Raw genomic sequence first — 25,761 nt, 5'->3', positions numbered from 1 at the left:
GCATGATTAATTCACACGGAGTATTTAGTATGCAGTACAAAGGAATTATTTTAGCTGGTGGGATGGGCACACGCTTATATCCAGCTACAACTGTAATTTCTAAACAGCTTCTACCTATTTATGATAAACCAATGATTTATTATCCATTAAGTACTTTAATGCTTGCTGGAATTAGGGACATTCTAATTATATCAACACCAAGAGATATGCCCTTGTTTCAACAACTTTTAGGGACAGGAGAGCAATGGGGGATAAATCTTGAATACGTGGTGCAACCCTCCCCAGCAGGATTGCCCCAAGCCTTTATTTTAGGTGAGTCTTTTATAGGGGACAGCCCCTCTGTACTGATATTGGGCGATAATATTTTTTATGGCCACGACCTTCATCATTTATGTGCCAATGCTATGGAGCGGAATAGTGGAGCCACTGTTTTCGCTTATCACGTACATGATCCTGAGCGTTACGGTGTTGTGGAATTTGATTCAAATTGGAAGGTACTTTCTCTAGAGGAAAAACCCCAACAACCAAAATCAAACTATGCCGTTACTGGACTTTATTTTTATGATCAAAATGTGGCTCATTTAGCCCATGATTTGAAACCTTCTGCGCGAGGGGAGCTCGAAATTACTGATCTAAATCGCCTCTATCTTGAGCAGGGACTACTGAATGTAACGCTTATGGGCAGAGGTCATACCTGGCTTGATACAGGAACTCACCATTCTTTGTTAGAAGCGAGTATGTTTGTAAGCACCTTGCAAAATCGACAAGGCTTAAAGATTGCTTGTCTTGAAGAAATTGCCTATAGGCAGCAGTGGATTGATCGCGATCAGCTAGAAAAGTTAGCTAATTCATTGCTAAAAAATGAATATGGTAAATATTTGATGAGTGTATTGATGGAGGAAGTTGTATGAAAATTAGTTCTCTGGCAATACCTGAGGTTCTTGTTTTGGAACCCACGGTATTTGGTGATGAACGCGGCTTTTTTTTAGAAAGTTTTAATCAACAACGATTTAACGACGCTATCGACCCTTCTATTCGATTTGTACAAGATAATCATTCACGATCCACCAAAAATGTCGTTCGAGGCTTGCATTATCAAATTAATCAAGCCCAGGGAAAGCTAGTCCGCGTTATATCTGGAGCGATTTTTGATGTTGCAGTGGATCTGCGCCAGAATTCCCCAACTTTCGGGCAATGGGTGAGTGAAATATTAACCGCAGAAAACTATAAACAACTCTGGGTTCCTGAAGGTTTTGCCCATGGCTTTATGGTCTTATCAGAATCAGCTGAGCTTATCTATAAAACAACCGACTATTGGGCTCCAGAACATGAACGATGCCTTATCTGGAATGATAGCGAATTAGGTATTAAATGGCCGCTAGAGGGAACGCCTCTGTTATCAGTAAAAGATCAGCAAGGTGTAAGCCTCCAAAATGCTGCTGTATTTGCATAGGAATGTAGCCTGGATTCCGCTTCACTGCCTCCAGGCAACGGATTGATTAGAACAAGATTCACACAACAAGGCCTGCCCGCAAAGACGAGATAAGCAGATGCTATTAGGTAGTACAAAAGGTTGTGTTATAACTAAGCAGTTTTATTCAGGGATTACGTTGACTAAATGAAGTTTTTTGGGTTTAGGTGAAAGGTATATGTTACTCAATGCAGACACTACAAAGCGTTTGGGGATTCTATGTTTCTTCGATGAATTTGGCATTGTTGATCAGTATGTTACCTATTTATTAGCAGATCTTACAAAAAACTTTAGTGATACCCTGATTGTAGTTAATGGCAAACTTGAGCCTAAGGAACGTCAAAAACTTGAGTTTTTTGGTACCGTTATTGAGCGCGAAAATCAAGGATTTGATGTTTGGGCTTATAAGCATGCCCTTTCTCACATCGGTTGGAACAAATTAAATGACTATGATGAGGTCATTCTGTTTAACAATACAATGATGGGGCCAGTTTATCCCTTTTCCGAGTCTTTTGAAAAAATGGATACGCAAGATTTGGACTTTTGGGGAATAACCTCTTATTTTAAACAAGATTCAGATCCCTTCGGCACTATTAAGTACGGCCATATCCCAGACCATATTCAATCCTATTTTATTGCGGTTCGTAAGAGTTTGTTTTCAGCTAAGGCATTTCATCAATACTGGGATGAAATGAAAGAAGTTAATAGCTATGCAGAAGCCATTGGTTTTCATGAAACGATTTTTACAAAACATTTTAGTGATTTAGGTTATCAATGGTCTACCTCTGTTGAAATGCAGGAGCTTCGTGATTTTAATAATAATCCCTTGCTAATATGCCCCAAAAAACTTGTTGCCGACTATCGTTGCCCGGTGTTCAAAAGAAATAGCTTTTCCCACGAAATAAACGATACGCTCCATAGTACATCTGGAGAGCAACTTACAGCGCTTTATCACTACTTACAAAATCATGCTGATTATGATGTAGATTTGATTTGGAATCCAATCTTACGAACATCTCATCAATATGATTTAGCAAAAAATATGAACTTGCTATATAACTTATCTACCCAACACTGCGACGCTGAAAAAATCAAAACGCTATATAAAAACAAGAAAATCGCCCTAATTTTCCATATTTATTTTGAAGATTTAATTCAAGAGTCTTTGAACTGGACAAAGGCGATGCCGGAGTTTAGTCATCTGTATATAACTACAGATTCTGAAAAGAAAAAGGCTAAAATCCATGAAATTCTAACTGCTATAGGGACCCATCAATTTGAAATCCACTTGGTTGAAAACCGTGGACGAGATGTTGCTGCTTTATTAGTAGGACTTAAAGATATCATTTTAGATTACGATCTAGTCTGTTTCGCTCATGATAAAAAAACTACACATTTGAAGCCTAGTTCCGTAGGCGCCTCATTCAGTTACAAATGTTTTGAAAATACCTTATCAAATCAAACGCTGGTCTATAACGTGTTAGAAACCTTCGAGAAAAATCCACGTTTGGGTATTTTGTCGCCACCAGGACCAAACCATGCCAATTTCTTTCCTATCTTAGGTTTTGAATGGACAACAAATTTTACACTGACGAGCGCAATCTATAGAAAACTAGGATTAACAGTACCAATTAATGAATTTAAACCACCTTTGGCACCCTTCGGGTCAGTGTTTTGGTTTCGCCCCAAGGCGTTGAAGCGCTTATTCGAGGAGAATTGGCAATACAAAGATTTTCCAATCGAGCCGGTTAATTCTGATGGGACCTTACTTCATGCAATTGAGCGAGTTTATCCCTATGTAGCACAGGAAGCGGGATATTATCCTGCAATACTCATGTCCGATAAATTCTCAGCTATTGAATTTATGAATTTGTATCACTATGTTCGCTCTTTCAATTTAGCTATTCAATCAGACTCTCATTATTTTGATGATCGTATAGCTGAAACAGCAAGGCAGTTTTACATAAATCACGGGATAAAAAATCAGGCAAAAATCTTGTTTAAATTAATTACTAACCGGATTTTAAACCGTGGAAGGCATAAGCGAGTAAAACGCTTAAAAGAACTTATTCGCTAGAAATTTATACGGCAAAAATCAGCAATTCAGAAATTGACCATTGATTAGAAGATCAAAAAATACGGAGCTACACAGCATGAATATTTTATTATTAGGGAAAGATGGCCAGGTTGGGCGGGAACTAACACGTAGCCTACTACCCCTAGGCCAACTTAGCGCCCTAGGACGTGCTGAACTTGATTTAACCGATCTTAATGCCTTGCACCAGATACTTGGGCAAATAAAACCTGACCTTATTGTCAATGCCGCAGCTTATACTGCTGTTGATAAGGCTGAAACAGATAAAATTACAGCTTACAAAGTTAACGCTGAGCTAGTTGGAGCACTTGCCCAATATGCCAAGCGAAATGGCTTGCCTTTAATTCACTATTCTACTGACTATGTTTTTGATGGAAACAAGCTGGGAGCTTATGTCGAAACGGATCATACAAACCCATTAAACATTTACGGTGAATCCAAATTAGCCGGGGAGCAAGCCATACTAGAGAGTGGCTGTTTAGGATATATTTTTAGAACAAGTTGGGTGTATTCCGCCCGTGGGCATAACTTTATTAAAACGATTTTAGACTTAGCTAAACAAAGAGAGACCCTCTCCATTGTAAGTGATCAGCATGGCGCACCAACTTCTGCTGAGCTTATTAGTGATATCTCCTGCTTAGCAATCATGGCAGCCCGTCAAGATCGCTTACAACCAGGTATTTATCATTTAACCGCAAGTGGTGTAACAACATGGTATGATTTAGCCCGTTATGTGATTGAAAAAGCGCTAGCGTCCAATATTGAGTTAAAAATTGATCCTTCCAAAATTAATCCTATACTGACAGAAGCCTATCCGCTCCCAGCAGCTCGGCCTAAAAACTCTGTGCTAAATAATCAGACTCTAGCCTCTAATCTCCAGATTGTTTTACCTGACTGGAGAGTTTACATTGATAGGATGCTTGGTCAATTGATTGAATTAAACTACTTATAACGCTTAACAACGGAAATACGATGAAAGACTTTGCCGCCACCCCCATTGAGATGATTCAAAGTCTCTGGCGCAATAGAGGATTAATCCTATCGCTAGCCAAACGTGATGTACAGAGTCGTTACCGTGGCTCAGTGCTCGGATTATTTTGGTCTTTTTTTCAGCCCATTTTAATGCTGGCTGTTTATACCTTTGTCTTTAGCATTATATTTAATGCACGCTGGGGAAACGGTAGCGGCTCTAAAATGGAGTTTGCTCTAATTCTTTTTGCAGGTTTAATTGTTTTTAATTTGTTCTCCGAATGCATTTCGCGCGCGCCCTCATTAATTATTTCTCATACTAATTACGTTAAAAAGGTGGTCTTCCCTTTAGAGATCTTGCCTTGGGTTTCTTTGTGTTCAGCCTTGTTTCAGTTAGTCATGAATTTGAGTGTATGGCTGCTATTTTATATGTTGTTCTTTGGCATGCCACTTGGCACATTGATTTTTTTGCCCATGATTATCTTGCCCGTCGCGTTAATTATTATGGGATTAATGTGGATTTTTGCTTCATTAGGTGTTTACCTTAGAGACATGGGACAAATGATTGGAATAATAATTACCGTCATGATGTTTCTTTCACCTATTTTTTACCCCATTTCAATAATACCTGCAGAATACCAGTTTCTTTTAAACCTGAACCCATTAGTACCCTTTATTGAGGGAATCCGGGACGTTTTATATTGGGGACATATACCTGCCTTTGTGCCTTATCTTAACTATTTTGCTTTCTCATTCGTTTTTGCTTCGTTAGGATTTGCCTGGTTTCAAAAAACACGCAAGGGCTTTGCCGATGTTCTCTGATAATGCAAATGCGCCTATTATTGGTTTTTATATGAAGGATAACTTAGGATTAACGTGCTGATTTTAAGTCGATTTTAATTTATGAAAATATCTCAACTGAATGTCTTGGTATTAGGGGGCAATGGTTTTGTAGGCTCTCATTTAGTGAGTGCCTTGGTGGATGAAGGCCATTCGGTCAAAGTATTTAGCCGATCAAAACCTACATACTTTGACAATATTAATCCACAGCTGCAATATATTGAGGGTGATATTACCAATGATTCAGACATTGCCTATGCTATTAAGAATAGCGATATTTGTTATCATTTAGCTTCAACTGTCCTGCCAAAATCCTCTAACTTAGATCCCATTTTTGATATAGAAACAAATCTCATGGCAACTGTCCGGTTATTAAATCAAGCTGCCAGATCAGGAGTTAAGAAAGTTATTTTTCTCTCGTCAGGAGGAACTATTTATGGTGCCCCATTACATCTTCCTATTGACGAAAATCATCCAACAAATCCAATCTGCTCATATGGCATTACGAAACTTGCTATTGAAAAATATTTGAGTCTATATCATCAGTTACATGGGCTCGACTATATAGTATTGAGATTATCTAATCCCTTTGGAGAAAAGCAGCGCATTAGTTCAGCACAAGGTGCTATAGCTGTATTCTTGGGGAAAGCACTGCGCAAAGAGCCAATAGAAATATGGGGGGATGGTTCTGTTATTCGAGACTATATACACATATCAGACGTAATAAGCGCTATGCTTCAATGCATCGCATACACTGGAACAGAGCATGTTTTTAATATTGGATCAGGATATGGAATTACCTTAGATGAAGTGCTCCATGAAATTGAAGTTGTTACGGGAACCAAAATCGAACGTCAATACACTCCAGGAAGAACATTTGATGTACCAGTAAATATTCTTTCCATTGAGCGTGCAATACAAGAACTAAAATGGAAGCCAAGAATAACTTTTACAGAAGGCCTCAGTCGTACAATGAGTTGGATTAAAGAAGCGATAATCGACTAAAGGAGCTCTCTCAATGCAAGCAAAGTCATTACAGAAGAAACACCCCATTCCAAGCGATCGCTTATCTTTTCACGATCCTTTGTTTTTTATATGGTTGGGACCTATCTGGCTTCAACCGCGAGAGGAATTTGTAAATGTTTTTTGAGGTTGTAATCAAAGTAGCGCAATTATCTAAGTGCTATCGTATTTATAGCAAGCCCCAAGAGCGCTTGCTCCAAATGCTCACCCGAAGCCGAAAACAATATGGACATGAATTTTGGGCTTTAAAGGATGTTTCTTTTGAAGTAAAAAAAGGAGAGACCGTTGGTATTATTGGGCGAAATGGCAGTGGAAAATCTACACTGTTACAAATGATTTGTGGTACATTGAACCCGACAGCAGGCAAGATTGTCACTCAGGGACGCATTGCAGCGTTATTAGAGCTAGGTTCTGGATTTAACCCAGAATTCACTGGGCGAGAAAATGTCTATATGAATGCTTCTGTGTTAGGCCTAAGTAAAGAGGAAACATGCAAGCGCTTTGACGATATCGTGGCTTTTGCTGAAATCAATGAGTTTATCGATCAACCCGTTAAAACTTATTCTAGTGGGATGATGGTACGCTTAGCCTTTGCAGTAGCCATTAATGTAGATCCAGAAATTTTGATCGTAGATGAAGCCTTGTCGGTCGGAGATGAGCGTTTTCAACGGAAGTGTTTTTCGCGGATTGAATCCATCCGTGCTAGCGGTGCAACTATCTTGTTTGTTTCGCATTCTGGTGCACAAATTATCGAGCTATGTGACCGAGCAATACTAATAGATCAGGGTAAAATGATCATTGATGGTTTTCCCAAACAAGTAGTAGGCTATTATCAAAAATTACTTTATGCTCCCGCGGATAAGCGAGACCTTATTCTCAAGGAAATTAGTGATTTGACTGTAAAGGAAAAGGATCAGGTACCGACTGAGGAGGTGGCCATACATGAAGCCCAAGATTCACAACAAGAATTTTTCGACTCGAGCTTAAAACCCAGCAGTAATATCGAATATGAATCACAAGGCGCATATATAGATTCACCGTCATTATTCTCTTTGTCTGGGAAGAAAGTGAATAATCTTTTACGCGGCAAAGTGTACCGTTATTGTTATCAGGTGCGCTTTACTAGAGATGTCAAACATGTTCGTTTTGGGATGTTAATTAAAACAACTTCCGGCTTTGAACTTGGAGGCGGAGTATCTACAAATGCATCCCAAAGTAGTTTTATTGACGTAAAAGCTGGTTCTACTTATAAAATAGAGTTTCAATTTTGCTGCTCATTAACCCCCGGAACGTACTTTTTAAATGCGGGAGTACTTGGTTATATTAATGACGAGGAAATTTATTTGCATCGCCTAATTGATATTGCGATGTTCAGAGTGCAAACAGATATAGATAGTCTAGCAACTGGTATTGTAGATTTTTCCTGTTCTCCTTTGATTAAGAAACAAGAGGAACTGTGTTTAGAGGTAATATAGGAATGAGCTCAGAAAATAAAAAGCTAATTGTTGTCTTAGGCATGCACCGCAGCGGCACTAGTGTAATAACCCGAGGATTGCAAGTACTAGGTATAGGCTTAGGTGATAATTTAATACCTCCAATTATAGGTGACAATGATAAGGGCTTCTATGAAGACATTGATTTAAATACGCTTAATGAAGAGATATTGGCATTTATTCATAGAAAATGGAGCGATCTATCTTCTTTTGATACAGAATATGTTGATTGTTTGCGTCAAAAGGGATATTTCGACCGTGCTGTCGAATTAATACAAAAGAAAATGGAGGGAACCTTCGTTTTTGGTATCAAAGATCCTCGAGTGGCTCGACTGCTAGCTTTTTGGAAAGAGGTTTTCCTCCATTGCCAATTAGATGTTCACTACGTTTTAGCTATACGACATCCACTTAGTGTAGCGAGCTCTTTGAATAAAAGAGACAATTTTACATTAGAGCATGGTTTCTTATTATGGCTATGTTACGTTTATGAAAGCTTAAAACATAGTATCGGTTGTAATCGTATTGTTGTTGATTATGATCATTTAATGCAGTCTGCAGATAGTGAATTAGAACGCATTGGTCAAGCTATTGCTCAAGATATTGATCTTAACGAGATGAGGCAATATAAAGAAACATTTCTTGAGCAAAGACTTCGACATACAGTCTATAATCTAGATAGTTTACAAGATAATATTTGCCCCTCAGTTGTTCGCGAAATTTATAATGACCTATTGATGCTTGCCAGAGATAGGGCTCCGATTGACGATACTAAACTACAAAATAAACTAACACTTTGGGGGAAAGAAATAGAGAAATTTTATTTTTCTTTTACACTAGCGGACAAACTTATCTCCCGTGAAGCAATTGCATTACAAACCATAACTGAATATAAAAACCAGATAGAGGATCTTAATTGTCAGCTAGCTGAACGCGGGGCTCGAGTAACTAACCTTACTAACACGATAACTGAATACGAAACTCATACGGCGAATCTCCTCCAGCTTGTAACTGAGCGTGAAGGGCAAGTGACAAACCTTACTCAGGCTATAGTAGGGCACGAAGCTCAGGCGGCAAGCCTTACTGAGCTTGTAGATAAGCGCGAGACTGAGATCGCTCGCATAAGTGAGGTTGTAGCTGAGTATGAAACTCATACGACAAACCTTACCCAGCTCGTAGCTGAGCGCGATACTCAAATTACTCATCTTAATCAGGTTGTGGCTGAGTATGATATTCATACGACAAATCTTACCCAGCTTGTAGCTGAGCGCGATACTCAAATTACTCATCTTAATCAGGTTGTGGCTGAGTATAATATTCATACGACAAATCTTACCCAGCTTGTAGCTGAACGCGATACTCATGCGGCAAATCTTAGTCATGCTGTAACTCAACGTGAGATGCAGGTCGCTCACCTTAGTCAGGTTGTGACTGAGTATGATTCTCATATTACAAACCTTACCCAGCTTGTAGCTCAGCGCGATGCACTGGTAACTGCCCTTACTCAGAATGTAGCTGAACGCGATGCACTGGTAACTGCCCTTACTCAGAATGTAGCTGAACGCGAGGCTCAGGTGATTAATTTAAGCCAAGAGCTAAATAAAACGCTTAAATCTAAATCTTGGGTTATAACAAAGCCATTACGTTTTATTAGCCGTTTCTTAGTTTGGCCTATAAAAGGCAGCTCCTAGAGGTTGTAGATTCATAATAGGAAAAAAAGATGAAAAACCCTTTTACTCATCACCCCAAAAATACAGGTGAGACTTATATTGGTCACCTATTTGAAGCAATATACTGTGGCTTGATTATGATTTTTTCAGGTAGCGTTTGTATCATTCATGCATTCCTACCTTTTATCTTTACTAGTACAGCAAGCAGAAATTTGGTCTATTTGCTTAAACGTTTTGAGCGACGGTTTGGTAAAAAGTTTTTATAGCAATGATAATAAATTGCATAAAATAACCGGCTGTTTGCCTACCAATTGCGATAAATCCAAACAGCAAAAGGCTCTAAGACCTGATGTGGCATCCTTAAGAGGAAGACTTATTAGAATTTTAGCCCGGAAAAATAGGCTCAAAAAATGGAGTTGAGAATTACAACATGAGCTTTTTAAAAGAAAAAGTTAATCAAATTAATGTAGGTAAAACTATTAATTACCGAGCAGATATAGATGGGTTACGTGCAATTGCTGTTCTGTCGGTTTTAGTATTTCATGCCTTCCCCGCAAAATTCTCAGGCGGTTTTATTGGCGTAGATATATTTTTTGTAATCTCTGGCTATTTAATATCGCGCATTATTTTTGAAGAAATGGACTCTTATAATCGCTTTAATTATAAAAACTTCTATGTTCGTCGAATAAATCGCATTTTACCTGCGTTACTTGTCGTTCTATTCAGTGTTTTTCTTATAGGATGGTTTGTTTTATTACCTGATGAATATAAAGAACTCGGTAAACATATATCAGCTGCCTCAGGTTTTTCGTCTAACCTCCTATTATGGAAAAGTGCAGACTATTTTGATATTGCATCGGAGCTCAAACCCTTGCTGCATTTATGGTCTTTAGGTGTTGAAGAGCAATTTTATCTGATATGGCCTATCCTGATCTTCATTGCTTATAAACTACGATTTAATGTACCAATGCTAGTATTATTCTGCATTCTTATCTCATTTTGGTTAAACCTCAAAGGATTAAAAACCGATCGTATTGGCGCTTTTTATTTGCCTCATATGCGCTTTTATGAGCTATTATCGGGTAGTTTGTTAGCTTCCTTACACAGCGATAAAATCCAACAAGTCCTCAAGAATCAATCGAAGCTTTTTTGGGGAAGATTTTCTGCTTGGTCGAATGTGAAGTGGACTCAGGATTTAATTTCAATTTTAGGTTTTTTGCTAATACTCTTTGCATTTCACAAGCTGAGTCCAGAGAAACGTTTCCCCGGAAAGAATGCCTTTTACCCAGTTATAGGAGCCTTTCTGCTCATTGCTGCTGGAAGAGAGGCATTCATTAACCGCCATATTCTTGCAAACCGCTTTTTAGTCTGGATAGGATTAATTAGTTTTCCACTTTATTTGTGGCATTGGCCCTTGCTAAGTTTCGCCCGCATTATGGAGCAACAAGCACCATCTCGACTACTTCGTTTCGGTTGTTTATTTATAAGCTTTGTTCTTGCTGCTCTTACCTATTATTTTATTGAAAAACCAATTCGCTTTGGTAAACATCGAGTTTTGAAAGCGACTATTTTGTTTGTGTTATTAATTTGCTTTTTTTTGATAGGGATCTTTTGTTATAAACAAAAGGGATTTCCATTCAGAGTCTCAACCATCGAAATTCCTTTGTCTGCCCATAAATTAACTTATGACAAGGTTGACTTAAGCACCTGCTTATTTACAGCAGGAGAAGGTCAATATTGTATCTCTACAAATCCAGGCGAGACAGAGGTACTAATATTAGGTAATTCTCATGCTGTTCACTTATGGCCGGGGCTAGTAAAAACCTATCCTAATACGAAGATGCGTATTTTAACGTCTCTATTATGCTTTCCTGTAGAAGGTCTTAATGACTCAGAAAATTGTTTAACCTTTTATAAAAATAGGCTTTTACAAAATAGAAAAACCATCATATTCAGTGCATTATATGCCACAACAAATCATGATGATCCTCGCTATCCCTACCCCCCACTAGGACCAGAAGGGATCATATTTAATGGGAAACAAATTCCAAGAGAAGATATTTCATTCTGGGAGCCTGCGTTACGTGACCTGCTCAATAAATTTATAGAAAGAGATAATAGAATAATACTGACTTATCAAGTTCCCGAATTATTTCATGACATGAAAGACTGTATTGACAATAGGCCAGTAAGAATAAGTAAAAAAACTGTGCCCAATTGTAATATTCCCAGGAAGATTGTCGACGAGCGGCAAGCGCCCTTCCGAAAAATACTAAATAAAGTACTTAAAGATTATCCCCAAGTTGAAGTATTCGATCCTTTAAAGTATTTTTGTGACAGTCAATGGTGTTATGCCACGAAAAATGGCAATGCTTTATATTTTGATCACAATCATTTGTCGGTTAAAGGAAGTGAGTTTTATGCAGAATCTTTTGTAAAAGAATTTCCTTCCTTGCTCCCAAATTCCTTAGCAAAATCATGAATGAAAACCTTAATATGTCGAGGTAAAGCAAAAGTTTCGAGGCCTGATTTAGATGTATTGTATCCGTTCAGGGTATGTTTGAATCTGGATGAAAGCTTGGGTTCGAGCGCAGATTGTGAAAAAAACTGAAAAAAAATAGCATAGCTATCTATGTGAGTAGTTTCTTCAATTTTTCTGCAAAATGCGCCAAATACAGACTATTCTCCGCCCCCTCAGCTACCCCCATTCTTTAAGCTAGGTAGAGCTAGTTAAGGGTCTAGGCATAATGGATAATTTACGAAAACTAAACTTATCGCGTAGTGAGGTCATAGGTTGCTCATAATATTTATAAAGTATTGTTGAAATTAAAATAGTCAGTGTCCAATACATAATATATCTCACTAAATCTTCAGAACGACCAAGATGAAATGGCATCCAGCCCATAACCTTGGGTAAAACATAGAACATAATTAAAGATAAATGTGTTAGATACATTGAATAAGAAATTTTACTTATAAAAATGATTACATTCCTAATTCGGCCTGGACCTACATTCCAAGCAGACAACTTGGGTAAAAGCAATAAAACGCTTATTGGATAGAAGGTTAATGAGATGTAATTTAAAAAAAACTTTTGTGAGATTGCAGCAGAAATAGCAGGTAAAACTCCTAAAATCATAATTATACCAAGAGCAAAGCATTTATTTGCCCATGCACTCCAAGCCTTTTCATGGTAGCGATTCAAATATGCCCCCAAAATGCCATACATTAAACTGTCTAATCGTGTAAACACTTCTTTTCGTATATGGGCCTCCCAGGCATATCCATCAAGATTCATTAAAATTGCCTGATAAACTCTAAAAGCCGTGGAAAATATAATAATCATGAATATCCACGATAATATAATTCTTTTATGCTCCAATCCTTTGATTTTCATTAAAAAAAACAACAGGAGTGGTGTGGCTAGATAAAACCATTCTTCCACTGCAAGGCTCCAAGCCTCTGGAAAAACATCTGGATGAGGATATGCAAGATTTTGGATGAAAAAAATAAACTTTATAATGGTATATTTATCGAAGTAGCTGTTAAAAATTAACATTAAACAGCCCAAGATTAAAAAGTAATTGGGCAATGTTCTAAACCAGCGTCTGATCCAAAACTCGAAAAGAGAGCTTATATTAAAAAAACCATTTGATACGGCTTTCAATAATATATGCCCGATAAGAAATCCACTTAAAACGAAAAATAAATCCACACCATCGATAGGGATGTGGATTTTATATAGCTTCTTCAAAAAATGGCTATTACCTTGAAAGATTACTCCGTGTGCATATACTACGATTAATATAGCTAATGCACGAAGTACATCTAAGCCGAATACACGACGCCCATACATAAATTATTCCCCAAGATTAGAAGCGAGTTAACTTAATAAATTATCTATTAAATCTTATTTATGAGGCCCATTTTAGTCTTCTCTTAACACCATAGAAAACCACAACAAGAAGTCGTTTAAGCGATCCTCTTATGGTATTCCAGGAACCAAAATTAGCATGCACAAAATGCAACCAATCTATCTGCGATCTAACTTGTCCGTAGGGTATCATGGAAGACAGCTTCTGAAGCTTATATTCTAACTTAGTATAGTTAAGCGCCGCTGCAGTTACATTCATAACAGTACGAGCATAATAACCTTCATCCATTGCGGCATAGACAATTATCCTTTCTAAGGCATGTGCTAAAGTACCATCAACTTGTCCATTTTCAACTTCAAAATCATTCCATTTCCAAGGATAGCTCGCTAGCTTTTTTAATGCTGAAGGTCGAAACCAATACATACCACCATAGGGAGCTAGAGGTGTACTTTTATCGAGCATTGTTTTGATTCCTATTTTTTTACAATAACTGCGAACATTCTCTTTATTGATTGACCATGAATGCCCTAAGGTTCCATAACCGATATGTATCACTGGAGGCATAACAACACCCAGCAAAGGCTGAGTTTCAAATAAAGAAAGTACATTTGAAATATAATTTTTTGAATAAAGTAAATTCTCATACATATGCTTTTTAAAATGACTGCCCACTTGAAAGCCATCTTGAGGTGATTTTTTAGAATGTAATCGACAAATATAATCATATTTCTCTGAAAGCAGAACATCTTGGCATGCGACGAACATAGGTGCCATATCCCGTCCTCTATTCGTTTTCGTCACTCTAATCTCAAAATAAGAGAGGTTAAATTTTGATACTTGAGGTAGCATTTCCTGCTTTTTACGCTCAGAATCTGTTGTTATATATAAATCATAATTGTAAGGAATATTACTCATATAACTCATTAATTCGGCTATCATATCGCTATAGTACATATGAGCAATAACAGCTATCCGAGGCACCTTATCTGGCATTGGTTGATTTAGGCTATCAGGAAGAACTTCCAGCATATCCAAATTGGTATATAAAGTACGCGGCTCAACCGTACGCACAAGATTTTTCCAAATAAAATTAATATCATAGTCGCAGTGTTTTTGAATATATTCCATGACATTACGAGGAAAAATAGCATGTTGCTCAAGAAAAATTGGGTCATGAAACAAGGCTCGTTTTTTTAATATTGGGCATCTATTTTGAGTTGCTTGCTCAATGTCCTTAAGCAAAGGGTAATCGCTCGAATAGTCTTGAGGATCAATATAGACTTTAAAGGTGTATCCCTTATCACTAAAGTATTTAGTAAAAACAGACTCATGTTTTAGTATGGAGTCATAATAAGATTCAATCTTTGGCATATCAGCCCAATAATTTTGAAAGCACTGGCTTTCAAACATCTGCTTACGGACTGCAATAAAATGAGACTGGATATGAAATGGCAGACTTTCTTCACCATTAAAGGGATTTGGCGAAATCTCTTTATGTGCAGAAATACCCCAAAAATCACATGGCTCTTTCTCCATAGCTGAAAATAGTTCTTGAAAGGGAAAGATAGGGCCAAAAAAAGTATAATTCATTAAAATTAATTCATCATAGGCCTTCGTTTTATCAAGACCAAAATGCTCCATAGCCTCTTTATAACCCCATACATCAAAACCTACGTTTTCTCTTTCATAAAAAATATCGCAAACACCTTCAATTTTTTCACGATTTATCTTATCCAAAGATGAGTTTGATACAACAAATATCGTTTCAACGTGCTCACGAAGCTTTTGTAGTTTATAGATAATATAATCATCTACGATTCCGTCTTGATCATAAAACAAGTAAAAAGCAATGCGGCGCATATATATTCACCCTCAAATGTATTAGCTTAATCCTAAGCTGGCTAATTTAGATTGTGCGATATTAGATTTGTCTTGTGCAATATCTTGAGTTAAGACCCATGCAACAAATTGTCTTAAGCCTTGCTCTAGGGACACATTGGGAGTGAAACCGATTAGCTCCCTGGCCAAGTTAAGATCCGCAAAACAATGTCTAATATCACCTACCCGGTAATCACCTGTAACCCTAAGTTCTGACTGACTTCCTATGATTTCTCGTAATTGTTCAGCGACATCATATACTGGAGTTGCGATTCCTGAGCCAATGTTTATTTCATGAAATCCTTTATGTTCCGATAATAATGCTAGGGCAATCCCATTTACTACATCAGAAACATGAACAAAATCTCGGCTTTCTAAACCATCCTCAAAAATATTTATGGGGAGATTCTTCCTCATTTGATTCGAAAATATAGATAAAATTCCTGTATAAGGGTTATTTAATGATTGATATTCCCCATAAACATTTTGAAAACGCAAAGCAAATACATCAACCCCATAAGCATCTGAAAAAATTCGCCCTAACTGTTCATTTGCAAGCTTTGTTGCCGCATATATTGAAGCCGGCTTAGGGGTAACAAATTCTGGTGTGCCAATCAACGATAAAGAACGCCCTTCTTTTGAAGTTGGTTCCCATTGGCCTGCTTTAAGTTGCGTAGCACTTCGAGAATTAGGAATAAGTATGGTATCGCCAAGTCTGTACGCTCCTTCACCATAAACAGATCGGCTTGAAGCCAAGATAACCTTAGATATATGTCGATGGCGTGTGCCAATAAGCTCCAATAAACCTGCTGTACCTTGAACATTTACACTATAGTAATGGTCAATCATGTACATTGATTGGCCTGTTCCGGTTTCTGCGGCCAAATGAATTACAGCATCACACTGTTCTAGAAGGTCATTAAGAAGATCTTTGTTGCGAATGTCACCTCGTTTAAAAAACACACCAGGTTTATCAAACTTTTGCAGCATTAATGCAGGGATTTCCCCATGAATTTGAGCACTTAAATTATCAAAAATCGTAATTGTATGCCCTTTTGTATGTAGTAACTCTGTTAGCCATGTACCAATAAATCCTGCGCCACCTGTAATAAGTATGTTCATTAATTCATCCCTCAAAACAACCTTACTATTATACTTAGTTCTGTTAAGAATTTTTCGCTATTCCAGAGATAAACAGCTGACGAAAATATGATACAAGCCATTCCAAAAGTCATTAAAACCATGAGGATAATAACCAAAGGCAACAATAGAAAGCCAAAAAGAGATCAGAAAATACCACACAGCATTCTCTTACACAAATACCAGCAGATTGTTTCTCATAAAAAATCATAGTACCCTTGCTATTGATTTTATTTTCGCTTACAAAAAAATATTTATAAGACACTTTAGGATCACGTAGTCCGAGGTGAGACCAATTTTGACCACAAATTAACACCAAAACGGGTTCTCAGACAGTTAACGTTTTAATTCTTCAAGTTGCGTCTCGTTTTTAGTGAAGGCAATTACCATGAGAGAACTTATCAAGGACTCAAAGAATCATCGCGAACTACTAATGAATCTGATAAAACACAGAAATCTTGCTTGGATATTTTCTTTTATTATCTTGGGATGCTTTATCCTTTTCTTAATCAAATTTGCCACAACAAGCCCTTTATGTTGCGCAGATGATGCATATATTGCAGCTGTTTCAAAAAATTTAGCTCAAGGTCATGGTTATTTGTCGACCAATAACTCTTGGGTACAAAAAAATTTTCCTGAAAAAGGGGTTTTATTTGATCCTGGCATTAGCACAGGAGCTCCTTCGATATTATCTGTAGCGATTGGAATTTATTTGTTTGGCCCTCATCCTTCTATTCCCGGTTATGTACATATTAGCCTTTATGCCGTTATTTTTATGTTTCTTTTATCCAATATAGCGAGAACGACTAACAGAACAGTAGCAGGGTTAATTTTTATAATTTTTATCTTGCTTATTTTTTCAACGGGTCACAAACATTTTGAGCATTGGTTCGCACAACTAGGCGAGATACTTTCTATTTTATTAATCTTTACTGGTATATCAGTATTAAGTTTTTCATCCCCATCTCCAACTCATTACTTTGCAGCTGGGTTTTTAATTGGGGCGGCGATTTTGACTAAGTTAATTATAGTTTTCTATGCAGCAGCGATTTCATTAATAATATTATTTCAATTTTTTCAGGAGCGTTCTTTTCATTCCATACGAGATAGTCAGATAAGCATAAGTTTTTTTATTGGAATAGCAGCGCCTATTGTTTGTTTTGAGTTATGGAAGCTATGTATTTTACATACTGATGGTTGGGTTACAAACTGGAAGGAAATGATAAACTTTATCTCCGATAACGGAGTTCGTTCATCTTCCTACAATTTGGGCTCCTTATTAAAAGAACGCTGGGAAGTTGTTAACTCACATTTCTTTTTATCAAACTACGCTGTTATTCCAGCAATCATTAGTTATCCACGCTTATTTTTTTCTTTGCCCAAATCATTAAGGTGCTTTTCTAAGTTTCTTTCACTTGGCTTACTATTACAGCTTTCTTATTGGGTGTTTTTTTCTGCTGGCTGGCCAAGATACCTATATATATCCATCGTCTCAGGCTTATTTCTTGTCTCAATTGCCTGTGTTGCAGGCAAAGGTTTTATAAGCCGATCTCTCATGATGTTTTCAATTACTATAACACTGTTTAATGGTTTTTCAGCAGCTAACTGGGCATCTATATTTAACATAAAAACGAACCAAGCCTTACTCGACGCAGAAAAAATATCTAATTACATCGAGTTGCATTACCCAAAAGAAAAAATTATGACTGAGTGGTGGGCCCATACAGCGGCCCTTACATATCTGTCTTCAAATACATATCGATACTCTATCTGGCTAGAACCTAATAACAGGATAACACTCCCGAAGTTAGTAATAACCAACTCAGCATTCTTGCTTCATGGTGATGATTTGTTCACATCAATGCTTCAAAATTCCTGTCAAATTGAAATTAAAGAGGGTAACTATTCACTTTATTCTTGTAAGGGATAACATTAGTTAGCAATTTTAAATATCGCTTTGGTTAGGCTTTATATGACGCAATTCGCTGGACATTCACGATGCTCTATGCCAGACTTGCGGCTTTTAAGTCGTATATAAGACTATCTCATCTAACTTTAACGGATAAAATTTTATATGAAAGCAGTTTTATTAGCCGGTGGATTAGGTACCAGACTGAGTGAGGAAACAGACCTTCGCCCAAAGCCCATGGTAGAAATCGGCGGCAAACCCATTCTGTGGCATATTATGAAAACCTACTCCGCGCATGGAGTTAATCAGTTTGTTATCTGTTTAGGTTATAAAGGCTATCAGATCAAAGAATACTTTCTAAATTACGCTCTTCATAACTCCAATGTCACCATTTGTACAAAGACGGGGACTCTTGAGGTTCACCAGAATCAATCAGAAGATTGGCAAATTACCTTGGTAGACACCGGCGATCATACTTTGACTGGCGGACGCCTGAAGCGTGTTGCTGAATATTTAGATGATAATACCCCTTTTTGTTTTACTTACGGTGATGGGGTAGCAGATATCGACATAACTAAACTTCTCGCATATCACAAAAGCCACGGCAAATTAGCCACTGTTACTGCTGTCCAGCCCGCCTCTCGATTTGGTTCTATGGAGATTCACGCTGGTCGGATAACAGAATTTAAAGAAAAGCCGGTTGATGGTGGTGGTTGGATAAATGGCGGCTATTTTGTGTTAGATAAGAAAGTCATTGATTATATTGATAATGATCAAACAATTTGGGAGCATGAGCCTCTGCAACAGCTAACTGAAAAAGGGCAGCTGATGGCGTTTGAACATAGTGGCTTTTGGCAACCAATGGATACTTTACGTGAAAAACGTGGTTTAGAGCAGTTATGGAATTCAGGAGAAGCGCCCTGGAAAGTGTGGTAAATAATGTTGTCGCTTTTATTGAATCAATTAAGTATGTAATTAAGCAAGGGTAAAGAGAATGAACGGTACTAATGATCTAGATTTTTTGATGATTTCTGCAGGTTTTGAACACGGTGGTAACGTGACACTGCGTTTATTGGATGGACACGATGAACTGTTTGTTTATCCTTTTGAGTCTCAGATTGGAAATAAGCATACAACAGATTTCTTATCATCAATGGAGCGTACTCAATATAGATATCCTGAGTTCCCCGCTGGTTTGAGCGCTAGAGAACTCTATGAGTTGTTTTATGACGAAGAACTCAAGACCTTATTGAGAAAACCAAACGGCAGTAAATTCAAAACTGCTAATATTGAAATGAAAGAATCAGATCGTATAGATGCTTTCTGCAAATATTTGGAAAACAAGCCTTATACAAGAGCAAACATTGTTGCTGCTTTCTTTGTTTCAACGTTCAGTGCTTGGAAAAATTACAAGGTTTCTGGTAAGAACCACATGTATGTTGGTTACAGCCCAATTATTGGAATTGATGCGCATAAGATTTTAGCTGATTTCCCTAAAGCACATGTCGTTCATGTCGTGCGTAACCCATTATCTGCTTATGCTGATACTAAGAAGAGACCTTTCCCCTTACCTTTCCATCAATACGTAATGTCTTGGAACCTTTATCACCATGCAGCCTTGGTTCAACAAAGCTTGAATCCACAGCGTATGACTATTGTTCGTTACGAAGACATCGTTGGTAATACACGTAAAACGATGGAAATGATTTGTTCACGAGTCGGTATTGCCTATTCTGACAGCATGTTGCACCCATCGTTCAACAGTAAAGATATTACTGGCAATATCTTCCCTTGGGGAACGATTAATAATGCGACCAAGGAAGAGAACAAAGCAACTGCAGCCTCTCTTTCAAGTGAAGAAATGAAAAACATAATCAAATACTCAGGCTTAATGATTAAGCACTTTGGTTATGAAGATTTCATTCACGATGTTGCTAATCAAAAAATTGAGATAGCGCAATATGCTTAACAGCTTTTTATTAAAGGCTGATATTCAGATAGATGATAGTGTTTTACAGTCACTTGCTGCACTTCGTGAGCAGCAAGTGGCGAGTGATGAAGCTGATGTACAAAAAATTGCACATCAGCTTTTTGGTTTAAGTCCTAAAAGCTGTGAAGTATTATCTGGCGGCGGCACCTTTCACGTTATCTACAAGATAGAATATGAGTCTCGGAAACTCATATTAAAAACCCTAGTAAATATTCCTGGAAATACGAACTTAGGGCTAACCAAGCAGTTTTATTTACATCGAGTTTTAGAGCGCAATAATATCCGCGCTCCCAAAGTGTTCGCATTAAACACAGAAAAATCATTGGATATCCCTAATTATCTGGCAATGGAGTATGTTGACGGGCTCTCCTATGAAAGCCTAGCTGATTCCCCAGAGTTCAACACTGTTGCTGAGAAGCTTGGTCGAACTGTGGCTCTATATCACCAGATTCCAACAGAGGGTTGTGGTCAGATATTGCCGCAAGAGAATAGCGACAAGTTACAAACAATTGACGGTACATGGAAATCGTTTCTTTTATCACAGTTGGAAACACATCTCGAAATTTGTGAACAGAATTCTTATCTTAGCGGTGCAGATTGTAAATTTAGTGCAACAATCATTAATGAATTAGCCGATGAGATTAAGCTTGACCAGCCTGCGATGTTGCATTGTGATCTCGGCTCAAAAAATATTATATTAACCCCGGAAAATGAGCTTTGTATCATCGATTGGGAGGATGCCATCGGTGGCGACCCCATTTTTGATATCGCTATGTGGGGAAGTTTTATGCAAAACCAAGGCAAGTTAAATTATTTCCTTAAAGGTTATTACCCGGATGACGAACGTCCCTCTGACTTTTATTTAAGATATTTTCTTTATTCCTACAGGATTCTGCTTGCCAAAACAGTACATCGTTATCGTTTTCAGTATTGCCGGTCTGATAAAATACCGCCAGCGAAACGTCTTTCGGAAGCTTTAGAGCAGTTAAAGGAAGTTATGGTATGAATGTTATATTAACTGGCGCAACAGGTTTTGTCGGTTCCTATGTGTTAGCTGAGCTGTTAAAAATTAATGCTAAAGTAGCTGTTATCCTCAGACCTCAATCTGATCTATGGCGGATAAAATCTCTACTTCCTCAGTGCACGCTAATAGAGCAGAATCTTGAGTCGATCGATTTAGCCCAAAATGCCATCAATGAATTTTGCCCAGATGCCTTGATCCATCTTGCTTGGGAAGGGGTAACAAACGATAAGCGAAATGATGCCACTCAGATTACGAAAAATATAACCGTCGCCCATAATTTATTTACAGTGATGCAAAAGGCGGGAATAAAGACTCTTATTGGCTTTGGCTCGCAGGCGGAGTATGGACCAGCCAATCAAGTCGTTGATGAACTAACACCCACCGAACCAACTACGCTTTATGGCGTAGCAAAACTTGCTGCCCATCACTTATTAAAAGTGCTATGTGCACAAAATGATATTCGTTTTGTATGGCATCGCTTGTTTTCTTCTTATGGCCCTAAAGATCACCAAAGCTGGTTTATTCCCTTTCTGATCAATGAGCTTATGAATGGCCGCCAGCCAGATATGACTGCTGGAACCCAGCTATGGGATTATATCTATGTTGAAGATGCGGCAAGAGCTGTTGTTGCAACCTTAGTAAACCTTAAGTCTGAAGGCGCATTTAATTTAGGCTCAGGAGAGTCAATCACCATTAGATCCATAGCTGAAATGATTCGGGATCAAATTAATCCCGAATTAACTTTGGGATTTGGCAAGGTGCCATTCAGGCCCGATCAGGTGATGCACTTGCAAGCGGATATAACCAGACTTAATGAATTAGCCCTTTGGCAACCACAGGTACCGTTCCTGGAGGGTTGCACTCGAACAATAGAATGGTATAGGACAAATGGATATTCAAAAAACTAAGACCCTAGCAAAGCAAATAAGAAAGCATTCACTACAAATGGTTGCACGCTCAAAATCTTCACATGTGGGTTGTTGCTTATCTATAGCCGATATACTTGCTGTCCTATATGAAGAGATTTTACGTTATGACACAGCGAACCCCGAGAACTCAAGTAGAGATCGCTTTATTTTAAGTAAGGGTCATGCAACGGCAGTTCTTTACGCAACCTTGGCAGAAAAAGGTTTTTTCCCAAAAGATTGGCTTGAATCCTATAACTTCCACGGCGCAAAATTGCTTGGCCATTGTACAAGCCATAATGTTCCTGGTGTTGAGCTATCAACAGGCTCCTTAGGCCATGGCTTATCGGTTGGTTTAGGTATGGCACAGGCTCTTAAAATAGATAAATTAGATTATAAGGTCTACGTGCTTGTCGGTGATGGTGAGTGTAATGAAGGGTCAATTTGGGAGGCTGCGCTGCTAGCGAGACAACTCAAATTGGATAATTTATGTTTGATTATCGATTACAATAAAATTCAAAGCTTTGGCTTTGTAGAAGAAGTAATTGATTTATCTAATCTTGCAGCTAAATGGTCTAGCTTTGGATGGGAAGTCTTTGATATTGATGGCCATGACCACCGGGAACTCTATAAAGCCTTTTCATCTCAAAATCACGAGAAAAAGCCCAAGGTGATTATTGCAAATACCATCAAAGGGAAGGGGGTAAGCTACATGGAAAATAAGCTCGAGTGGCATTATAAATCGCCCAACCCTGAACAATTGCAAATTGCTATAGAAGAAGTTGAGGCTATGCTATGAGAACTACATTTATTGCAAAACTGATTGAATATGCAAAAACAGACAGAAATCTAATGCTTGTAACCGGCGATTTGGGGTATTCAGTTCTGGAGCCATTTCAACAACAATATCCTGAGCAGTTTATTAATGCCGGTATTGCAGAACAAAATATGACAGGTGTGGCAGCTGGCTTAGCACTGTCAGGTAAAAAAGTCGTAACCTATTCTATTGCGAACTTCCCCACTATCCGATGTCTTGAGCAGATCCGAAATGATGTTTGCTATCACAATGCCGATGTGAAAGTTGTTTCTGTTGGCAGCGGTTTTGCCTATGGAACACAGGGCTATACACATCATGGAATAGAAGATATTGCCGTGATGCGATCCTTGCCCCATATGAGAGTTTTCTCCCCAGCTTGCCCGGTAGAAACAACTTGGGCACTTGAACATTTAATTAAACAATCAGGTCCTGGATATATACGACTTGCAAAACAAGGTGAGCCCGCGCTACATAAGGATCTTGCAAAGTACAAGTTTCCAGCAATACTTCCCCTAATCACAGGACATAGAGATACTATCTTATCGACCGGCGTTATTACTCAGCATGTTTACAAATGGCTACAAGAGACCAAGCTGCCTTTAAACTTGTACAGTGTACCGGTGATCAAGCCCCTGGATCTCGAAACCTTAACCGAAATTTGTGAGTTTTCATCAAGTATTTATACGGTAGAAGAACATCAACTAGATGGTGGTTTTGGTTCGGCAATATTAGAAGCCATCCATAGCCTCAGATCGAATTCCCAAATAGAAAGAATACCCTTGGTACATCGCTTTGGAATTGAAGGTAAAATTCAAAGTGATATGACAACAGAAGCATTTGCAACACAACTTATTAATGCAATGAATACAAAATATGCCGCAGCTAAGAGAACAAATTTAATTTCTGACAACCTTAGTCTTGTCTGATAGGTGAAATATGAAAACAATTACGATAGTAACACCATGCTTTAACGAAGAGGTGAATGTTGACGATATTTATACTCAAGTTAAAAATGTTTTTGCACAACTTCCACAATACCAATACAAACATCTATTCATTGATAACTCGTCTAACGATTCAACCGTTGCCCTGATTAAAAAGCTCATAGAAAAAGATAAAAATGTGCAGCTTATCGTGAATAACAGAAATTTTGGCCATGTCCGTTCACCCTATTATGGCTTATTACAGGCGCAGGGCGATGCAGCGATATTGATTGCAGCAGATCTGCAGGAACCACCTGAGCTAATTGTTGATTTTATCCGTAAATGGGAAGCAGGGGCTCAGGTTGTTGTCGGTGTTAAAAATCAAAGCAAAGAATCAAAAATATTTTTTGCTATAAGAAAGTTCTACTACATGCTGGTTACTAAAATTGCCGAGGTAGAGCTAATTAAAAACTACACAGGTTTTGGTTTATACGATAAAGAAGTATTAAAGGTCTTAAGGGAGCTTAATGATCCTTACCCATACTTTAGAGGCCTAATTCCAGAGCTAGGTTTCAAAACGGATAGGGTGTTTTATATTCAGCCACAAAGGAAACGAGGGTTTAGCAAAAATAATTTTTACGCGCTATATGACATGGCCATGCTTGGATTTACCAGCAACTCTAAAGTTCCAATGCGACTGGCGGCCTTGCTAGGCTTTTCTTTGGCAGCCCTAAGTTTATTTGTCTCCTTCTTTTACTTAGTACTTAAGCTCGTTTTCTGGAACTCATTTTCTATGGGTGTTGCGCCGGTTGTCGTGGGTTTGTTTTTCTTTTTCTCGATGCAACTATTTTTCTTGGGCGTACTTGGTGAATATGTGAACCAGATTTTAGTGCAGGTCCGAAAGCGACCGCTAGTGCTTGAAAATGAACGAATAAATCTAGATGGCTAAAAGTTTTGCTCCGAATCTTCGCGGCTTGGCCACCGGTCCATTTAACGTTCACCACCGCAGCACCCACGGTCAAGCCGCGGGAATTCGGGCTGGGATTGACCTATTATCGTCATCCTTCGCTGCTCTCCCAAAGACGTACGTCATGTCGAACGTAGAGAGACATCTCCTGAGTGCAGCACTGCGCTAGTCCCGGAGATCCCTCACTATGTTCGGGATGACGGACTAGGTTAGGGTGACGGGGGTAACCTGTTACCTTTTCTGAGCCTGCACATTTTTGTACCATACAAAGGGGACTTTAACTTGCGTATAGATAGACAATTTATCACCTTTCTTTTTGTAGGAATGCTAAATACTCTTGTTGGTTTTGCTCTATATGCAATTTTTATCAATCTTGGGATGCATTATTCACTAGCTGTTTTGCTTTCTACAATCTTAGGCGTTGCCTTTAATTATTTTTCTACAGGTAAACTCGTATTTAATAACACAGGAAACTCACGGATTATTCAGTATGTAATGACCTACGGATTTACCTACCTGATCAATATAGCAATAATAAAATCTTGCATAATGATCGGCTTGAATGAATATTATGCCTATATTTTTTCTATCCCTTTCATGGCAATACTTAATTTTACTTTGATGAAACGCTTTGTTTTTATAACGAACAACAAGCAGAATGTACTAAATAATGTCAGCTCGGGATGAGAATCGTTTGTAAAACAACGACGAGCTATATATGATGAGCTACCAATAATTGTAATTATTTTTATGTTATTCACCGCCCCAATATTCT

Annotated in this window: 22 protein-coding genes; 19 read left to right on the top strand and 3 right to left on the bottom strand. The window is 38.1% G+C overall.

Features of this window, described 5'->3' with window-relative positions:
• Positions 1 to 29 precede the first annotated feature (29 nt).
• The 10 genes from rfbA (at position 30) to BN1094_RS02440 (ending at position 12,040) form a co-directional block, all read left to right on the top strand.
• Complete coding sequence (gene rfbA, locus BN1094_RS02485; RefSeq protein WP_043872817.1) at positions 30 to 911, top strand: glucose-1-phosphate thymidylyltransferase RfbA; 882 nt, start codon at positions 30 to 32, stop codon at positions 909 to 911.
• Entirely contained in the window at positions 908 to 1,453 is a 546-nt protein-coding gene (gene rfbC, locus BN1094_RS02480; RefSeq protein ID WP_043872816.1) for a dTDP-4-dehydrorhamnose 3,5-epimerase, read from the top strand. The genes rfbA and rfbC overlap by 4 nt, the downstream gene beginning before the upstream one ends.
• Positions 1,454 to 1,649: 196 nt before the next feature.
• Positions 1,650 to 3,548: a rhamnan synthesis F family protein gene (locus BN1094_RS02475; RefSeq protein WP_052403092.1), complete on the top strand. Its 1,899-nt coding sequence runs from the start codon at positions 1,650 to 1,652 to the stop codon at positions 3,546 to 3,548.
• A gap of 76 nt (positions 3,549 to 3,624) precedes the next feature.
• Positions 3,625 to 4,518, top strand: coding sequence for a dTDP-4-dehydrorhamnose reductase (rfbD, locus tag BN1094_RS02470; protein ID WP_043872815.1), 894 nt, complete (start codon positions 3,625 to 3,627; stop codon positions 4,516 to 4,518).
• Between the two features lie 20 nt (positions 4,519 to 4,538).
• On the top strand, positions 4,539 to 5,357 hold the full coding sequence (locus BN1094_RS02465) for an ABC transporter permease (protein ID WP_043872814.1): 819 nt from the start codon (positions 4,539 to 4,541) through the stop codon (positions 5,355 to 5,357).
• An 81-nt stretch (positions 5,358 to 5,438) separates the two neighbouring features.
• Positions 5,439 to 6,380, top strand: coding sequence for an NAD-dependent epimerase/dehydratase family protein (locus BN1094_RS02460; protein WP_099908958.1), 942 nt, complete (start codon positions 5,439 to 5,441; stop codon positions 6,378 to 6,380).
• Between the two features lie 134 nt (positions 6,381 to 6,514).
• A complete protein-coding gene (locus tag BN1094_RS02455; RefSeq protein ID WP_043872813.1) occupies positions 6,515 to 7,873 on the top strand; it encodes an ABC transporter ATP-binding protein in 1,359 nt (452 codons plus the stop codon).
• Between the two features lie 2 nt (positions 7,874 to 7,875).
• The gene (locus BN1094_RS02450) at positions 7,876 to 9,579 is read left to right on the top strand and encodes a sulfotransferase family protein (protein WP_043872812.1); all 1,704 of its coding nucleotides are present in this window, start codon (positions 7,876 to 7,878) and stop codon (positions 9,577 to 9,579) included.
• A 29-nt stretch (positions 9,580 to 9,608) separates the two neighbouring features.
• On the top strand, positions 9,609 to 9,824 hold the full coding sequence (locus tag BN1094_RS02445; protein ID WP_043872811.1) for a DUF6356 family protein: 216 nt from the start codon (positions 9,609 to 9,611) through the stop codon (positions 9,822 to 9,824).
• 164 nt (positions 9,825 to 9,988) lie between these two features.
• Positions 9,989 to 12,040: an acyltransferase family protein gene (locus BN1094_RS02440; protein WP_052403091.1), complete on the top strand. Its 2,052-nt coding sequence runs from the start codon at positions 9,989 to 9,991 to the stop codon at positions 12,038 to 12,040.
• 234 nt (positions 12,041 to 12,274) lie between these two features.
• Here the strand turns inward: BN1094_RS02440 and BN1094_RS18680 are convergent, their stop codons facing one another.
• From BN1094_RS18680 to BN1094_RS02425, 3 genes are read right to left on the bottom strand one after another with little or no spacing between them, the layout of a single operon-like run.
• Positions 12,275 to 13,414: an acyltransferase family protein gene (locus BN1094_RS18680; protein WP_052403090.1), complete on the bottom strand. Its 1,140-nt coding sequence runs from the start codon at positions 13,412 to 13,414 to the stop codon at positions 12,275 to 12,277.
• Positions 13,415 to 13,472: 58 nt separating this feature from the next.
• Positions 13,473 to 15,293, bottom strand: a complete 1,821-nt coding sequence (locus BN1094_RS02430; RefSeq protein WP_043872810.1) for a rhamnan synthesis F family protein — start codon at positions 15,291 to 15,293, stop codon at positions 13,473 to 13,475.
• Between the two features lie 21 nt (positions 15,294 to 15,314).
• Complete coding sequence (locus BN1094_RS02425) at positions 15,315 to 16,433, bottom strand: NAD-dependent epimerase/dehydratase family protein (RefSeq protein WP_043872809.1); 1,119 nt, start codon at positions 16,431 to 16,433, stop codon at positions 15,315 to 15,317.
• Between the two features lie 451 nt (positions 16,434 to 16,884).
• On the opposite strand from BN1094_RS02425, the gene BN1094_RS02420 reads away from it, so the two are divergent.
• The 9 genes from BN1094_RS02420 (at position 16,885) to BN1094_RS02380 (ending at position 25,673) form a co-directional block, all read left to right on the top strand.
• Positions 16,885 to 18,381, top strand: coding sequence for a hypothetical protein (locus BN1094_RS02420; RefSeq protein ID WP_141650408.1), 1,497 nt, complete (start codon positions 16,885 to 16,887; stop codon positions 18,379 to 18,381).
• A gap of 144 nt (positions 18,382 to 18,525) precedes the next feature.
• Positions 18,526 to 19,296 carry a glucose-1-phosphate cytidylyltransferase gene (gene rfbF, locus BN1094_RS02415; RefSeq protein WP_043872807.1) on the top strand — a complete coding sequence of 257 codons (771 nt, stop codon included), beginning with the start codon at positions 18,526 to 18,528 and terminating at the stop codon, positions 19,294 to 19,296.
• Between the two features lie 58 nt (positions 19,297 to 19,354).
• Complete coding sequence (locus BN1094_RS02410; protein WP_052403089.1) at positions 19,355 to 20,329, top strand: sulfotransferase family protein; 975 nt, start codon at positions 19,355 to 19,357, stop codon at positions 20,327 to 20,329.
• The gene (locus tag BN1094_RS02405; RefSeq protein WP_043872806.1) at positions 20,322 to 21,356 is read left to right on the top strand and encodes an aminoglycoside phosphotransferase family protein; all 1,035 of its coding nucleotides are present in this window, start codon (positions 20,322 to 20,324) and stop codon (positions 21,354 to 21,356) included. The genes BN1094_RS02410 and BN1094_RS02405 overlap by 8 nt, the downstream gene beginning before the upstream one ends.
• Positions 21,353 to 22,282: an NAD-dependent epimerase/dehydratase family protein gene (locus BN1094_RS02400; RefSeq protein WP_043872805.1), complete on the top strand. Its 930-nt coding sequence runs from the start codon at positions 21,353 to 21,355 to the stop codon at positions 22,280 to 22,282. The genes BN1094_RS02405 and BN1094_RS02400 overlap by 4 nt, the downstream gene beginning before the upstream one ends.
• Positions 22,263 to 23,078 carry a transketolase gene (locus BN1094_RS02395; protein ID WP_043872804.1) on the top strand — a complete coding sequence of 272 codons (816 nt, stop codon included), beginning with the start codon at positions 22,263 to 22,265 and terminating at the stop codon, positions 23,076 to 23,078. Before BN1094_RS02400 ends, BN1094_RS02395 begins: the two co-directional genes overlap by 20 nt.
• Entirely contained in the window at positions 23,075 to 24,022 is a 948-nt protein-coding gene (locus BN1094_RS02390) for a transketolase family protein (RefSeq protein ID WP_052403088.1), read from the top strand. Before BN1094_RS02395 ends, BN1094_RS02390 begins: the two co-directional genes overlap by 4 nt.
• A gap of 10 nt (positions 24,023 to 24,032) precedes the next feature.
• Positions 24,033 to 24,968, top strand: a complete 936-nt coding sequence (locus BN1094_RS02385; RefSeq protein WP_043872803.1) for a glycosyltransferase family 2 protein — start codon at positions 24,033 to 24,035, stop codon at positions 24,966 to 24,968.
• A gap of 300 nt (positions 24,969 to 25,268) precedes the next feature.
• Positions 25,269 to 25,673 (top strand): GtrA family protein, encoded by a 405-nt coding sequence (locus BN1094_RS02380; RefSeq protein ID WP_043872802.1) that lies wholly within the window; start codon positions 25,269 to 25,271, stop codon positions 25,671 to 25,673.
• Positions 25,674 to 25,761: the final 88 nt, after the last annotated feature.

It is taken from the genome of Legionella massiliensis (genome assembly GCF_000756815.1).
GTDB classification, from domain to species: Bacteria; Pseudomonadota; Gammaproteobacteria; order Legionellales; family Legionellaceae; genus Tatlockia; species Tatlockia massiliensis.
This window is presented reverse-complemented; position numbering and strand designations above follow the sequence as displayed.

Coding starts and splice junctions, on each gene's coding strand:
- BN1094_RS02385 (WP_043872803.1), top strand. CDS start 24,033: ATGAAAACAATTACGATAGTAACACCATGCTTTAACGAAGAGGTGAAT.
- rfbD (WP_043872815.1), top strand. CDS start 3,625: ATGAATATTTTATTATTAGGGAAAGATGGCCAGGTTGGGCGGGAACTA.
- BN1094_RS02390 (WP_052403088.1), top strand. CDS start 23,075: ATGAGAACTACATTTATTGCAAAACTGATTGAATATGCAAAAACAGAC.
- BN1094_RS18680 (WP_052403090.1), bottom strand. CDS start 13,414: ATGTATGGGCGTCGTGTATTCGGCTTAGATGTACTTCGTGCATTAGCT.
- BN1094_RS02445 (WP_043872811.1), top strand. CDS start 9,609: ATGAAAAACCCTTTTACTCATCACCCCAAAAATACAGGTGAGACTTAT.
- BN1094_RS02425 (WP_043872809.1), bottom strand. CDS start 16,433: ATGAACATACTTATTACAGGTGGCGCAGGATTTATTGGTACATGGCTA.
- BN1094_RS02460 (WP_099908958.1), top strand. CDS start 5,439: ATGAAAATATCTCAACTGAATGTCTTGGTATTAGGGGGCAATGGTTTT.
- BN1094_RS02410 (WP_052403089.1), top strand. CDS start 19,355: ATGAACGGTACTAATGATCTAGATTTTTTGATGATTTCTGCAGGTTTT.
- BN1094_RS02430 (WP_043872810.1), bottom strand. CDS start 15,293: ATGCGCCGCATTGCTTTTTACTTGTTTTATGATCAAGACGGAATCGTA.
- BN1094_RS02465 (WP_043872814.1), top strand. CDS start 4,539: ATGAAAGACTTTGCCGCCACCCCCATTGAGATGATTCAAAGTCTCTGG.
- rfbA (WP_043872817.1), top strand. CDS start 30: ATGCAGTACAAAGGAATTATTTTAGCTGGTGGGATGGGCACACGCTTA.
- BN1094_RS02395 (WP_043872804.1), top strand. CDS start 22,263: ATGGATATTCAAAAAACTAAGACCCTAGCAAAGCAAATAAGAAAGCAT.
- BN1094_RS02450 (WP_043872812.1), top strand. CDS start 7,876: ATGAGCTCAGAAAATAAAAAGCTAATTGTTGTCTTAGGCATGCACCGC.
- rfbC (WP_043872816.1), top strand. CDS start 908: ATGAAAATTAGTTCTCTGGCAATACCTGAGGTTCTTGTTTTGGAACCC.
- BN1094_RS02400 (WP_043872805.1), top strand. CDS start 21,353: ATGAATGTTATATTAACTGGCGCAACAGGTTTTGTCGGTTCCTATGTG.
- BN1094_RS02420 (WP_141650408.1), top strand. CDS start 16,885: ATGAATCTGATAAAACACAGAAATCTTGCTTGGATATTTTCTTTTATT.
- BN1094_RS02455 (WP_043872813.1), top strand. CDS start 6,515: ATGTTTTTTGAGGTTGTAATCAAAGTAGCGCAATTATCTAAGTGCTAT.
- BN1094_RS02475 (WP_052403092.1), top strand. CDS start 1,650: ATGTTACTCAATGCAGACACTACAAAGCGTTTGGGGATTCTATGTTTC.
- BN1094_RS02405 (WP_043872806.1), top strand. CDS start 20,322: ATGCTTAACAGCTTTTTATTAAAGGCTGATATTCAGATAGATGATAGT.
- rfbF (WP_043872807.1), top strand. CDS start 18,526: ATGAAAGCAGTTTTATTAGCCGGTGGATTAGGTACCAGACTGAGTGAG.
- BN1094_RS02440 (WP_052403091.1), top strand. CDS start 9,989: ATGAGCTTTTTAAAAGAAAAAGTTAATCAAATTAATGTAGGTAAAACT.